Annotated in this window: 14 protein-coding genes; 5 read left to right on the top strand and 9 right to left on the bottom strand. The window is 32.0% G+C overall.

Annotated elements, in window-relative coordinates:
• Positions 1-2: 2 nt before the first annotated feature.
• Positions 3-1,304: an APC family permease gene (locus FUA26_RS12755; protein WP_147136773.1), complete on the top strand. Its 1,302-nt coding sequence runs from the start codon at positions 3-5 to the stop codon at positions 1,302-1,304.
• Here the strand turns inward: FUA26_RS12755 and FUA26_RS12760 are convergent.
• A complete protein-coding gene (locus FUA26_RS12760; protein WP_147136776.1) occupies positions 1,301-1,867 on the bottom strand; it encodes a hypothetical protein in 567 nt (188 codons plus the stop codon). The genes FUA26_RS12755 and FUA26_RS12760 overlap by 4 nt on opposite strands.
• Positions 1,860-2,711: a PPK2 family polyphosphate kinase gene (locus FUA26_RS12765; protein WP_147136779.1), complete on the bottom strand. Its 852-nt coding sequence runs from the start codon at positions 2,709-2,711 to the stop codon at positions 1,860-1,862. The genes FUA26_RS12760 and FUA26_RS12765 overlap by 8 nt, the downstream gene beginning before the upstream one ends.
• A gap of 122 nt (positions 2,712-2,833) precedes the next feature.
• Between FUA26_RS12765 and FUA26_RS12770 the strand changes: the two genes are divergently transcribed.
• The gene (locus FUA26_RS12770) at positions 2,834-3,592 is read left to right on the top strand and encodes a hypothetical protein (RefSeq protein ID WP_147136782.1); all 759 of its coding nucleotides are present in this window, start codon (positions 2,834-2,836) and stop codon (positions 3,590-3,592) included.
• Positions 3,593-3,668: 76 nt separating this feature from the next.
• Here FUA26_RS12770 and FUA26_RS12775 read toward each other — a convergent pair whose 3' ends face one another.
• The 7 genes from FUA26_RS12775 to FUA26_RS12805 form a co-directional block, all read right to left on the bottom strand.
• A complete protein-coding gene (locus FUA26_RS12775) occupies positions 3,669-4,832 on the bottom strand; it encodes a sigma-54-dependent transcriptional regulator (RefSeq protein WP_147136785.1) in 1,164 nt (387 codons plus the stop codon).
• A 2-nt stretch (positions 4,833-4,834) separates the two neighbouring features.
• Complete coding sequence (locus tag FUA26_RS12780; protein WP_246109137.1) at positions 4,835-5,674, bottom strand: DUF6268 family outer membrane beta-barrel protein; 840 nt, start codon at positions 5,672-5,674, stop codon at positions 4,835-4,837.
• 70 nt (positions 5,675-5,744) lie between these two features.
• Complete coding sequence (locus tag FUA26_RS12785) at positions 5,745-6,620, bottom strand: mechanosensitive ion channel family protein (RefSeq protein WP_147136788.1); 876 nt, start codon at positions 6,618-6,620, stop codon at positions 5,745-5,747.
• A 2-nt stretch (positions 6,621-6,622) separates the two neighbouring features.
• Positions 6,623-7,933, bottom strand: coding sequence for an ABC transporter permease (locus FUA26_RS12790; RefSeq protein ID WP_147136791.1), 1,311 nt, complete (start codon positions 7,931-7,933; stop codon positions 6,623-6,625).
• Positions 7,934-7,935: 2 nt separating this feature from the next.
• Entirely contained in the window at positions 7,936-8,865 is a 930-nt protein-coding gene (locus FUA26_RS12795; RefSeq protein WP_147136794.1) for an ABC transporter ATP-binding protein, read from the bottom strand.
• A gap of 298 nt (positions 8,866-9,163) precedes the next feature.
• Positions 9,164-10,279 carry a molecular chaperone DnaJ gene (dnaJ, locus tag FUA26_RS12800; RefSeq protein ID WP_147136797.1) on the bottom strand — a complete coding sequence of 372 codons (1,116 nt, stop codon included), beginning with the start codon at positions 10,277-10,279 and terminating at the stop codon, positions 9,164-9,166.
• A gap of 9 nt (positions 10,280-10,288) precedes the next feature.
• Positions 10,289-10,849 (bottom strand): nucleotide exchange factor GrpE, encoded by a 561-nt coding sequence (locus tag FUA26_RS12805; protein ID WP_147136798.1) that lies wholly within the window; start codon positions 10,847-10,849, stop codon positions 10,289-10,291.
• 157 nt (positions 10,850-11,006) lie between these two features.
• Between FUA26_RS12805 and FUA26_RS12810 the strand changes: the two genes are divergently transcribed.
• The 3 genes from FUA26_RS12810 to FUA26_RS12820 all read left to right on the top strand — a co-directional run bounded on the left by FUA26_RS12810 (position 11,007) and on the right by FUA26_RS12820 (position 13,199).
• Positions 11,007-11,660, top strand: a complete 654-nt coding sequence (locus tag FUA26_RS12810; protein WP_147136801.1) for a YceI family protein — start codon at positions 11,007-11,009, stop codon at positions 11,658-11,660.
• A gap of 82 nt (positions 11,661-11,742) precedes the next feature.
• Entirely contained in the window at positions 11,743-12,654 is a 912-nt protein-coding gene (locus FUA26_RS12815) for a 3-keto-disaccharide hydrolase (protein ID WP_147136804.1), read from the top strand.
• An 83-nt stretch (positions 12,655-12,737) separates the two neighbouring features.
• The gene (locus tag FUA26_RS12820) at positions 12,738-13,199 is read left to right on the top strand and encodes a RidA family protein (RefSeq protein WP_147136807.1); all 462 of its coding nucleotides are present in this window, start codon (positions 12,738-12,740) and stop codon (positions 13,197-13,199) included.

The following is a 13,199-nucleotide window of genomic DNA, read 5'->3' on the forward strand; positions in this document are numbered from 1 at the left end:
TTATGAAACAAGATGAAGGATTAAAACGCAGTATTGGTGTTTTTGGCTTATCAGCTAATATAATTAATGTTATAATTGGCGCCGGTATATTTGCATTACCAGCAGTAATAGCCTCAAAAATGGGCGCTTCTAGCATCATTGCTTTTATTGCTTGTGGTATTTTAGTAGGACTTGTAATGCTTTGTTTTGCTGAAGCTGGTAGTAAAGTTACAATTACAGGAGGGCCTTATTCTTATATTGAAACAGCTTTTGGTAAATATCCCGGATTTCTTGGTGGTATTTTTATTATCTGCGGAACTTTATTTGCTGATGCAGCTGTATCAAACGCACTTGTAAGTATGCTTGCCACAACCTATCCTATTTTTGCTGATGCATGGGTACGTTTACTTTTATTATTCATTATTTTTTTTGGGTTTGCTACCATAAACGTTTTTGGTTTAAAACAAGGCATTGGCCTTGTAAAATTTAATACTTTGGCAAAATTAATTCCGCTACTTATACTTGTTACTTTAGGTTGGAAAGGTGTAAACTCCGAAAATTTAGTTATTGAAAACATGCCTAGTTTAACTACAATTGGGCAAACATCACTTATTTTATTTTTTGCATTTCAAGGTGCCGAAACTGGTTTAGTTGTTGGTGGAGAAGTAAAAAAACCTATAAAAACAGTACCTAAAGCCATTTTAATAAGTATAACATTTGTGGTGTTAATTTACATTTTAATACAAAGTGTTTGCCAAGGTGTTTTGGGTAGCACGCTACCAAGTTTTAAAGCTACACCGCTTGCCGAAACTGCTAAAGTAGCACTGGGTGCTGTTGGCTTTAATCTTTTATTTTTTGGCGCTATGGTTTCAATGTTTGGCTACATGAGTGGTGCTATACTTAACAACCCAAGAATTTTATATGCTTTAGCCCGAGACAAAGTACTGCCAATACCATTTCTATCAAAAATTCATAAAGTATTTACAACACCTGCTAATGCTATTGTTGCCTACGCATTTATAGCTTTTACAATTGCTGCAACTGGTAACTTTACAAAACTAGCTGTAATAGCTAGTAGCGCTATGTTGTTAGCCTATTTAGGCGTTACATTATCAGTAATAAAATTACGTTTAACAAATAAAACAGAAAGCAAAGGTTTTAAAATTCCTGGAGGTATAACTGTGCCTATTCTATCGGCATGTTTAATAATTTATTTTTTAACAAACATACCCAAAACCGAACTTATTACTACTTTATCTATGCTAGCTGTTTTATCTGTTATTTATGTTTTAATTAGGTTTTTATTAAAAGAAAAACTTAATTAATTGGATACTTTACCTCTAAAAACACTTACTTTAGAATTAAACGGGTTTCCAGACGCTCTTCGTAACATTACCACTTGCCCACAATGCCATAAAGCATCGGCAATTGGGCCGTTTATAATATTCCAAAATGGTACTGATGTAGCTTCAAAACTAAACGTTTCTTCTGTATTTTTAAACACATCAGATACTAATTTTAAATTAAGTAGTGTTTGTTTTCGTAATGCTAAAAAATCTGAAGTCGTTTCTGTATCGTCTTTATTATCTTCTAAAATAGCATTTCTTATAAATTTTGATAATCCGTATAAATGACTAATTGTTTCTTGTGCTGTACGTCCGCTTTCACTTGGTTTGTAAGCTAAATCTTCAGGAGTTAAACCTTCGGTAGCCCAATAATACCTAAAACCTAAACCATCAATCATACGTGCCACTAGTAAATTAGCATTGTAAGTTTCTGGGTAATCATCTATTTCATAAAAAGGTAGTTTGTCTGTTTCGCTTTGCGAAAAACTAATTGCACTAGTAAAACATAAAACTATTAAAAAAGTAATTGTGTATTTACTCATTTTGTAATTGTTGTTTGTAATGTTCAATATTGTTTTTTACATCATCACCTATTTCAGGCTCTTTAATATCAGTGTAGGCTTTTAATGTATCAAGCAGCGTTTGCGCTACAATTAATCTTGCAGATGGTTTATCATCAGCAGGTATAGTGTACCACGGTGCGTGTGGTTTTGATGTTTTATTAATAGCGGTTTCATAACACGCCTGATAATGGTCCCAAAGTTTACGTTCTTCTAAATCGCCGGGTGAAAATTTCCAATTTTTTTCGGGTTTATTTAAACGCCTTAACAAACGGTATTTCTGTTCACTTTTTGATAGGTGCAAAAAGAATTTAAAAATAATAGTACCATTTTGGGCTATGTGTTTTTCAAAATCATTTATTTGATCAAATCGTGTATTCCAAAAATCATCATCAATATCATCAACACTATTAATATGAGGTATATTTTCACCTAAAATATACTCCGGATGCACTTTTGTAACTAATACGTTTTCATAATGCGTACGGTTAAAAACACCAAATTTTCCTCTTGCCGGAAGCGCAATGTAATGACGCCATAAATAATCATGCTTAAGCTCTAAACTTGTAGGTGTTTTAAAACTGTGCACCACAACACCGCGTGCATTAAAATCTTTAAAAACCTCTCTAATTAAACTGTCTTTTCCGGCGGTATCCATTCCTTGTAAACACACTAATACAGCATATTTACCGTGTGCGTAAAGTGTATCTTGTAGTTTGCCTAATTTTTTTCTAACCTTTCTAAGTTCTTTCTCAGCATCATCAATTACAACTTTTGTTGGCCTGTTATGTAATGTAATGTTTGAAGTTACTTTATATGCTTCCATAGTTAACGTTTAAATTCTTTATAAATATAGTAAAACCATAATTTCGATGAAATGCAAGCTTGTTAAATATGTTTTTGATATTTTTGAAACACCTACAATTACTAATCAACCCCAAATTAACTATGAAAAAAACTATCTTTTTTCTATTAAGCTTTTTTGCTTTTAATTTAGCCATAGCGCAAGATTATTGTACTGAAGCCGACTCTAATTTAATTTATGCATATTCAAATGTGAAAGATTCTTATGAGTCTAACAACATAGATCATTTAAAATATTATGCAGACAGATCATTAAAATCTTTTATTAAAGCGCAAGAAAATTTAAAAAACTGTGGATGCGAAAGTGCTTACAATTTAGCTATAGATGCTGCCGATTTACTGGCTAAAGTTGAAACTCAAGAAACTTTTGAAGATGGCCGCTTTTTTGTTAAAAGAGCCAAGGAAATTGCACAAAATAGTATTACAGCTTTAAACCAATTTACAGCCAATAATTATGTTGAGCAAACTACAAGTGTAGCTAACACTAGTGATGCTACAAATGCTATTGATGATTTACAAGCTGAACAAGCGCGTTTAGAACAACAACAATTAGCTTTAAAGCAAAAAGAAGCAGAAATAGCAAAGCAATTAGCGGCTCAAAAGGCAAAAGCTGTAACATTAGAAAAAGAAGCGCTTATAAACAAATATAACAAAGCACTTATTTTAAATATTGAAACTTACAATAATCTTTTAAAAGCATTTGGCAGTGGTGCTTCATTAAGTTTTGATACAGTAAACAACACCAATTTATTGCAAAAAAACACCGAAGATATTAAAGCCTACTTTATTGAAAACACTAAAAAAGTTACGCAAAACTATTTAGCAGAATTGGATGGTATTTAAAAAAGATGTTTGAAAATTAGAAACAGCATAGTTAATACTAAAAAAGATTACTAATTTTCAAACACTTTAAGTTTGTTTATTTGGCAGCGAAAAGTTTAACATCTTCTTCGCTTACTTGACTGCCACCAAGAATTATTAAACGCTCAATAACGTTACGTAATTCACGTATATTTCCTGTCCAGTCATAATCTTGAAGTAATTTAATAGCTTTATCTGAAAATGTTTTTTTAGCGGTTCCTTGTTCACTAGCAATTTTATCAGTAAAATGGTTTATTAACAACGGAATATCATCGCGTCTATCATTTAATGCTGGCACTTTAATTAAAATAACAGCTAATCTATGATACAAATCTTCACGAAATTTACCATCGGCAATTTCCTTTTTCAAATCTTTATTGGTAGCCGCTATTACGCGTACATTCACTTTAATATCTTTATCGCTACCAACACGCTGTATTTTATTTTCTTGTAATGCTCTAAGTACTTTTGCTTGAGCTGATAAGCTCATATCTCCTATTTCATCTAAAAAAATAGTACCGCCATTTGCAGCTTCAAACTTACCAGCTCTGTCTTTGTTTGCACTAGTAAAAGCTCCTTTAACATGACCAAACAACTCACTTTCAATAAGTTCACTTGGTATTGCAGCACAATTTACTTCAATCATATTAGCTTTAGCTCTATCACTTTTTTCGTGCAACCAATGCGCCACAATTTCTTTACCCGTACCGTTGGGGCCAGTAATTAAAACACGTGCATCAGTTGGTGCTACTTTTTCTATAATTTCTTTAATTTGTGAAATTGCAGCACTTTCGCCTACCATTTCGTATTTTTTGCTAACCTTTTTCTTTAAAATTTTATTTTCAACAACAAGTTCTTTTCTGTCTAAAGCATTACGTACAGTGTTTAGCAACCTATTTAAATCTGGTGGTTTTGATATATAATCAAAAGCTCCTAAGCGCATCGTGTTTACAGCGGTATCTAAATCACCATGACCAGAAATCATTACCATAGGAATTTCTGGTTTTATTTTTTTAACGGCTTCTAATACTTCAACACCATCCATTTTAGGCATTTTAATATCGCAAAGTATTAAATCATAATCATCATTTTTTACTTTTTCAATACCAGCTAAACCATCTTCAGCTTCTTCAACCGTATACGTATCACTTTCTTCTGATAGTATTTTAACTAATACACGCCTTATAGCGGCTTCGTCTTCTATTATTAATATTCTTGACATAATTATATTTTAAATTTGAGACCAGTTCTTAAATAAAATGCATTTACATCGTCTAATTTAAAAATTTCATCTCTATTATCATTTCGTAATACATTATTTAATCTAAATGTATAGCCAGTATACAAATACCCTACCAAATGTTTTGTAAACAAATATTCATAGCCTAAACCACCCACAATTACAGACAGAGATACGTTGTTTGCATTTTGACCATTTACATTAATACCGCCTTGTAAATGTGCCAAATACCCATCTAAACCTACAAAATTTTGTACTTTATTTTGGGTATTTATTGCATATTTTAAGTTAGATTTTGGTACGCCTAAATTAAAACTCCAATGGGTATTAATTTCTCTGTAGTAACTAACAAATGGTAACGGAAATGGCAACCCTGTTGTGGCATTATATGTTAACCCTAACACTAACCTGTACGGGCGCTTTAAGGATGTGTCTTTAGTACGATCATTAACCGTATAAATACCTCCATTTATAAAATAATCATCTGATGTGAGTGATTTTGTTAATGTAGAGGCTATTCTGGGATTAAATTTAATACCCAAACGCCAATTATCATTCCATTTAAAGGTATAACCCACGTTTAAATCTATAACATGAATGGTGCTTAATGCCGAGGTATCAAAAGGATAATCTGCTTCAATATTTAAAAAAATATTATTGTATTCTGCTCCTAAAACTAAATATGTATGCGGCTTTAACTTTACAGGATAGTTAAAAAGCGCTTTAATTTTTGTGTACTGATTGGGCGATTTACTTTTAGGTATAAACGAATACTCTAAACGTGCCAAATCTGTTAATTGGGCAGTACATATTTGAAAAAACAAGCACAGAAACACAGTTGCTATGCCATTTTGCTTTATTGTTTTTTGTGTGTTGTGAAAAATAATATTGATTTTATTTATTAATAATATGAATATCTCTTTGTGGAAATGGTATGCTTATATTGTGCGCTCTAAACAATTTATCAATTTCAAAACGAATATCACTTTTAGGAAATGTAGCTTTAAAACTATCATTTAAAGTAAAAACTAGTTTAAAATTTAGAGCGCTATCACCAAAATCTGTAAAAATAACACTTGGTTCGGGTTCACTAATTACATCAGGATGCGTACTTGCCGCTTGTAATAACAGTTTTTTAACCAGTTGCACATCACTACCATAAGCCACACCAACATTTACAGACTCTCGGGTTGTAGTACCATTTTGTGTCCAGTTAAACAAACTGTTTTCTAAATACAAATGATTTGGTATTACAAGCACCTTATTATCTATGGTTACAGCTCTGGTTGTGCGTAATTTTATTTCTTCAACACGTCCTACTTTGCCATCAATTTCAATAATATCGCCTACATGTACGCTTTGGTCTATTAATATAAAAACACCCGAAATTATATCTTGAAATAGCGTTTGCAGCGCTAAACCAATACCTATTAATAAGGCTGCCGATGCAGCAAATACTGCTGTAACATTTACACCAACAGAGTGCAAGGTTATAAGTAAAATAATTATATAAATAAGCCACCTAAAATAACCGTAAACTACATTAAATTTTGTTTTATCATCTTGCGGTAAATTGCGTGTAATAAGCCTTAACAACACACGCAAAACAATGGTTGTTAAAAAAATTACAGTTATAACTATTAAAAAATCTAAAATAGATACGCTTATTTTATCAGTGAAATCTATATGTAGATTTAAAAAATTTTTAATTGATGTCCATAACGAACTTTGTGCAATAGACTCTTCAATATGTTCTAAACTTTGAGGCATATTTAATATTTAAGCCATTTAATTAACTCTTTATAACTTGGTTTTTTACCGTACATTAAAATACCAACTCTGTAAATTTTTGCTGCAAACCATACAGTAAACATAAATGAACCAATTAAAATTAGTAATGCTAGCAACTGTTGCCAAATAGGTACACCAAATGGTATACGCATAAGCATAACAACTGGTGATGTTAATGGAATATACGAAAAAACAGTAGATACGGTTCCGTGCGGATCTTCAATTACCGTAAAAATACCAATATAAACTGCCAAAATTAACGGCATTAAAATAGGTAACATAAACTGCTGTGTATCAGTTTCATTATCAACAGCTGCACCAATAGCAGCGTATAATGAACTGTACAATAAATAACCACCAATAAAGAAAAACACAAATGCTACAATTAAATTTATTAATGGCATATGGTTTAAGGCTTGTTTAAACGATTCAAAATAAAACATAGCATCACTACCTTGTGTAGCCATAGCCACAACCTCTTGCTGTGGTGTAGCCTCCATTAAATTTATACCTAAAACTAATGATACAATTGTCATTAAAACACCACCAAAAACTACCCAAATAACAAACTGTGTTATTCCGGCTAAAGATGTGCCTATAATTTTACCTAACATTAATTGTACTGGCTTTACTGATGATATTATAACTTCAATAATACGGCTAGTTTTTTCTTCAATTACGCTACGCATTATCATGTTACCATAAATTATAATGAACATAAAAAGCAAATACCCTGCAGCACAACCAAAAACAAGTTTAATAACACTATCTATTTTTGATGATTCTTGGCCTGTGAAATTTTCTTGCCCAATATTAATACGTACTTTTGAAGCTTTAATTTGTGCCACATTTAAACCGGCTTCTTTTAACTTTAAATGGGTTAATTTTTTTTCTAATTTTCGTTCTAAATCTGAAATAACTGAAAGTGATGGCGATTCTTCAGAATAAAATTTTATATGCTTAGATACTTCGTTTAAACTGTTTATTTTTTCAATGTGAAGCAAGCCGTAATTTGATGTACTACTTACAATTTCTTTAGCAACGGCTAATGACACATTATCTAAAACATCATAATGTGTTTGCGCTGTATTTTGAAATATTTCTTTTACCAAACCAGATTCATCTAACACTGAAATGGTTCTAACTTTTTCATTGTTTAAATTGGTTAAATAGGCAATTACAGCAATTAACGCTATCATTATTACAGGACTCAAAATAGTCATTACAATAAATGATTTATTTTTAACCTTAGTTAAATACTCGCGTTTTATAATTAGTGATAAATGATTCATTTTTAACTATTGTTCTGTACCGTTTGAATAAAAATATCATTTGCGCTAGGTATAACCTCAACAAAATGATTTATGTAGGCTTGGTTATTTAAAAAAGCTATTAAATCTTGGGCTTTTTCATTTTCTGAAAGTTTTATATTAAGTTTTAAATCGTTGTTTAACGACTTAAAATTAGCGCTAGAAATACTAAATTTATCAGCCAATACCGCTTGTAATTTTTCTTTATTTTCTGCTTCTAAACCAACCTCAAAGGTATTGGTTTTATACTGCCTTTTAATATCAATAAGTTTACCTTCTATTAACTTATTAGATTTGTTTATAAGGGCAATATCATCACATAACTCTTCAACAGATTCCATACGGTGTGTTGAAAAAATTACAGTGGCACCGTTATCTCGTAAGTTTAAAATTTCGTCTTTAATTAAATTAGCGTTTATGGGGTCAAACCCTGAAAAAGGCTCATCAAAAATTAACAATTTAGGGTTATGGAGCACGGTTACAACAAATTGTATTTTTTGTGCCATTCCTTTTGATAGTTCTTGGATTTTTTTGTTCCACCAATCGCCTATTTCCAATCTATCAAACCAATATTTTAATCGTTTTTTTGCCTCGGTTTTACTCAAGCCTTTTAATTGTGCCAAGTATAGGGCTTGCTCACCTACTTTCATTGATTTATACAAACCTCGTTCTTCGGGCAAGTAACCAATATCTTTTATATGCGAAGCATTTAAGGGCACACCATCTAAATGTACTATGCCTGCATCGGGCATGGTTATTTGATTTATAATACGAATTAAGGTTGTTTTACCTGCACCATTAGGCCCTAAAAGCCCAAAAATACTACCTTTAGGTACGTTAAGCGATACATTATTGAGTGCTTTATAATCTCCAAAACTTTTTGAAACTTGGTTAACTTCTAATAAGTTACTCATATTTTAATTTATCTGTAGTGATAGATTGTAAATATAAAAAGTTTGCATTACAGTTTTGGCAATAACTATAATAAATAAGAAGAAATTAATAGCTGTAAAAACAAAACCCACCCTTAAAAAAATTAAGGATGGGAAAAAAATTGCTATGAAAAAGAAAAATTACCACTAATATAAATTAGTGATAGTTCAAATATAATTCTTTTTTCAATACTTTTTACAATTATGGCATATAACTTATAATTTAATGGTTTAAATGCCAGTAATTAATGTATTTTGGCTATAGAAATATGTGTTTGTTTTATGAAAACATATCTTTAACTTTCTCAAAGAAAGATTTATCAGATTTTTCGGGTTTTGGGTCAAAATGTTCGTCTTCACGCATACTTTCAAAAAACTCTTTTTGTTGTTTGTTTAGCGTTTTTGGTGTCCAAACATTTACGTGTACTAACAAATCTCCTTTACCATAACCGTTAATACTTGGTATTCCTTTTCCGCGTAAGCGTAAAATTTTACCAGACTGTACACCTGCTTCAACTTTAATACGAACTTTACCTGTAACGGTATCAATTTCTTTTGATGTACCTAAAACTGCATCGGGGAAACTTACATATAAATCATAATGCAAATTATCGCCTTCGCGTTGTAACTTATCGTGTGGTTCTTCTTCAATAACCACTAAAATATCACCAGCAATACCATTTCCTGGAGCTTCATTTCCTTTACCAGAAACTTTTAATTGCATGCCTTCTACAACGCCTGCAGGAATTTTAATAGCTACGGTTTCTTCAACTATTCTTAAACCTTGAGCATCAGCATCGGCAGGTTTTTTATCAATAATTTCACCTGCACCACCACAAACATTACATGGTGATGATGTTTGCATTCTACCTAAAATAGTGTTTGCTATACGTGTAACTTGCCCTGTACCATTACATGTTGTACATGTTTTGTATGTTGTACCCGGTGCTTGTACTTTACGTTTTACTTTTATTTTCTTTTCAACGCCGTTGGCAATTTCTTCTAAAGTAAGCTTTACCCTAATTCTAAGGTTACTACCTTTAACTCTGCGTTGGCCGCCGCCACCGCCAAAACCTGAGAAACCACCACCAAAGGCACCACCAAAAATATCACCAAATTGGCTAAAGATGTCGTCCATATTCATGCCGCCGCCACCAAAGCCACCGCCATTTTCAAATGCTTGGTGCCCAAATTGGTCATAACGTGCTTTTTTATCGGCATCACTTAAAACCTCATATGCTTCGGCTGCTTCTTTAAACTTAGCCTCGGCATCTTTGTCATCCGGATTTTTGTCAGGGTGAAACTCAATTGCTTTTTTGCGGTAAGCTTTTTTAATTTCGGCAGCACTTGCGCCTTTACTTATGCCTAATACTTCGTAATAATCTCTTTTTGCCATGTTTCTATTTTATTGCCCTATAACTACTTTAGGAAACCTAATTACCTTTTCGCCTAACTTATATCCTTTTTCTATAACGTCAATAATTTTTCCTTTTAAATCATCAGTTGGCGCAGGTATTTGCGTCACAGCTTCGTGTGCATCAGCATTAAAAACTTCGCCTTTTTCAACGGTTATTGCTTTTAATCCTTTTTGCTCTAAAGTAGATAGCATTTTTTGGTAAATTAATACAACGCCTTTACGTAATTCTTCGGCTTCTTTATCTTCTTCAATGTGTGTTAAGGCACGCTCAAAATCATCAACAATTGGTAAAAGCGCTACCATAACTTCTTCATTGGCTGTTTTAAATAAATCTAAACGCTCTTTTGATGTGCGCTTTTTATAATTTTCAAATTCTGCAAATAGGCGTAAAAACTTATCTTTTTCTTGTTTTACTTCTTCTTGTAATTTTTCTTCAACTGTTAACTCGTTTTCAGGTTGTGCTTTACTTTCTTCTTTTTCAACCGTTTCAGTTTGTGTAGCATCTACTTGCTCTTGTTCTATATCTGTATTTTTTTCTTTGTTGCTCATTGTTACATGTTATTTATGTAAGTATATATTTGGTTGGCAAAAGTACTGCCATTATTATAAAAATGTCAAAATGTCATTAAAATATTTTTAATTTTTTTTATGATATGGTTTGGTATCATTTAACTAACTTTACACTAGTTAAACAAAAATCTTACAAATGAAAAAACACATTTTATCTATTTGCGCACTAGCTGTTTTAACATTAACGGCTTTTAGTTGTAAAGACAAAGCTAAAGAGGCTGAAACAAAAGCTGCTGAAGAAGCTGCTGTTGCCGAAGTAGCATCAGACACTTATACTGTAAACACTGCAGAATCTTCAATTGCTTGGAAAGGTTACAAACCAACAGGCTCGCATGATGGTACTATAAACATAAGCAATGGTTCATTTGAGCTTACCGATGGTAAAATTGCTAGCGGTACTTTTACTATTGATATGAATTCTATTGTTGTTTTAGATATTCCTGCAGAAGACGAAGGTAACGGCAAATTAGCTGGACACCTTAAAAATGCTGATTTTTTTGATGTTGAAAAATACCCAAATGCCACTTTTGAAATTACAGGTGTTACTGAAACTGAAGGCAAAACAATGCTTTCTGGTAATTTAACTTTAAAAGAAAAAACTAACAATATTACAATTCCTGTTACTATAAATACAGCAAACAACGGTTTAACATTAACTAGTGAAACCTTTACTATTGACCGCTCTAAATGGGATGTGAAATATGGTTCAAAATCGTTTTTTGACAACTTAGGCGATAAGTTTATTAATGATGATATTGAATTGCAAGTTACAGTAAAAGCTACTAAATAATATAGCTTTTAAAAAATACCAAGCCACCTAAAATTATTTAATTATTTTTAGGTGGCTTTTTTATTTAATCAACTAAACCACTATGAAACACACCTTAACATTATTAACTTGTACAATTGTATTTTTTATTTCATGCAAAACCAATACTGAAACCACTAATAACCCTAATACTGAAAATTGGATACAACTTTTTAACGGTAAAGATTTTAGTAATTGGGAAATTAAATTTGCAGGACACCAGTTAAATGACAATTACAAAAACACCTTTGTAGCACAAGATAGCATGATACGTGTGCGCTATGACAATTACACTAATTTTAATGGTAAGTTTGGACATATGTATTACAAAACACCGTTTTCATACTACAAATTAAGTTTTGATTACAGGTTTGTTGGCGAACAGATTGAAGGCGGATCACATTGGAATGTTAGGAACAGTGGTGTTATGTTACACTCACAATCGGCTGCTAGTAACGAAATTGGGCAAACCTTTCCGGTTTCAGTTGAATTGCAATTACTTGGTGGCTTAGGAGAAGCAGACAGAACCACTGCTAATGTTTGCACACCCGGAACTGCTGTGGTTATGAATGACACAATTAATTTTGATCATTGTATTAAATCATCATCAAAAACATATCACGGAGACCAATGGGTGCATGTTGATGCTACAGTTATGGGTGGTGAATACATGGAATTTATTATTAATAATACTAATGTGTTACGTTTTGAAAAACCGCAAGTAAATGGTGGTTTTATTTCAGAAAAACAAGCGGGCAAAGATTGGGATAAGGCACAAATTATTGAAACTAAAAATAACTGGATTGCTAAAAAAGGCCATATTTTAACCAAAGGTTACATTGCTTTACAAGCCGAAAGTAGCCCTATTGATTTTAAAAACTTAAAACTACTAGACCTTTGTGGTTGCATGGATAAAAAAGCTAAAAACTACAAAAGTTACTACGTAAAAAACAAACCCGAAAGTTGCGAGTATTAATTAAGCACTATTTATTTTAAATACTTTCAGTTTTTTTTTTAACTAAGAAAACCTAGTTATTTTCACATTACAATATAACACCAATGCGCATAAAAGAAAAACTAAAAACACTTGGCTTAACACTACCAAATGCATCAACACCAGGTGGTAGCTACGTATCTGTAAATATTAGAAACAAAATAGCTTACATTGCCATTCAGTTTCCTATTTTAAATGATGTTTTTAAACACCAAGGCCGCTTAGGTGATGATATTTCTACAGAAGAAGGTTATAACGCTATGCAACTTTGTGCATTAAATGTGTTGGCGCAAGTTGATAAAAATATTGGTTTTGAAAACATTATTGGCTTAAACCATATTGATGCTTATTTTCAATGTGCTGACCACTGGGATGAATCGCCCGAAGTGGTTAATGGCGCTTCAGATTTATTTTTAAATGTTTTAGGAGAAAAAGGAAAACATGCGAGAGCTATTTTTGGTGTTCATAAGCTTCCTAGAAATTTTAGCGTTGGGCTTACTGCATCTTTCACCATAAAAACAAAATAA

This window comes from Seonamhaeicola algicola, assembly GCF_007997385.1.
GTDB lineage: Bacteria > Bacteroidota > Bacteroidia > Flavobacteriales > Flavobacteriaceae > Seonamhaeicola > Seonamhaeicola algicola.

Excerpts from the sequence above, each read along its gene's own strand:
- FUA26_RS12755 (WP_147136773.1), top strand. The coding sequence starts at position 3 with ATGAAACAAGATGAAGGATTAAAACGCAGTATTGGTGTTTTTGGCTTA.
- FUA26_RS12760 (WP_147136776.1), bottom strand. The coding sequence starts at position 1,867 with ATGAGTAAATACACAATTACTTTTTTAATAGTTTTATGTTTTACTAGT.
- FUA26_RS12765 (WP_147136779.1), bottom strand. The coding sequence starts at position 2,711 with ATGGAAGCATATAAAGTAACTTCAAACATTACATTACATAACAGGCCA.
- FUA26_RS12770 (WP_147136782.1), top strand. The coding sequence starts at position 2,834 with ATGAAAAAAACTATCTTTTTTCTATTAAGCTTTTTTGCTTTTAATTTA.
- FUA26_RS12775 (WP_147136785.1), bottom strand. The coding sequence starts at position 4,832 with ATGTCAAGAATATTAATAATAGAAGACGAAGCCGCTATAAGGCGTGTA.
- FUA26_RS12785 (WP_147136788.1), bottom strand. The coding sequence starts at position 6,620 with ATGCCTCAAAGTTTAGAACATATTGAAGAGTCTATTGCACAAAGTTCG.
- FUA26_RS12790 (WP_147136791.1), bottom strand. The coding sequence starts at position 7,933 with ATGAATCATTTATCACTAATTATAAAACGCGAGTATTTAACTAAGGTT.
- FUA26_RS12795 (WP_147136794.1), bottom strand. The coding sequence starts at position 8,865 with ATGAGTAACTTATTAGAAGTTAACCAAGTTTCAAAAAGTTTTGGAGAT.
- dnaJ (WP_147136797.1), bottom strand. The coding sequence starts at position 10,279 with ATGGCAAAAAGAGATTATTACGAAGTATTAGGCATAAGTAAAGGCGCA.
- FUA26_RS12805 (WP_147136798.1), bottom strand. The coding sequence starts at position 10,849 with ATGAGCAACAAAGAAAAAAATACAGATATAGAACAAGAGCAAGTAGAT.
- FUA26_RS12810 (WP_147136801.1), top strand. The coding sequence starts at position 11,007 with ATGAAAAAACACATTTTATCTATTTGCGCACTAGCTGTTTTAACATTA.
- FUA26_RS12815 (WP_147136804.1), top strand. The coding sequence starts at position 11,743 with ATGAAACACACCTTAACATTATTAACTTGTACAATTGTATTTTTTATT.
- FUA26_RS12820 (WP_147136807.1), top strand. The coding sequence starts at position 12,738 with ATGCGCATAAAAGAAAAACTAAAAACACTTGGCTTAACACTACCAAAT.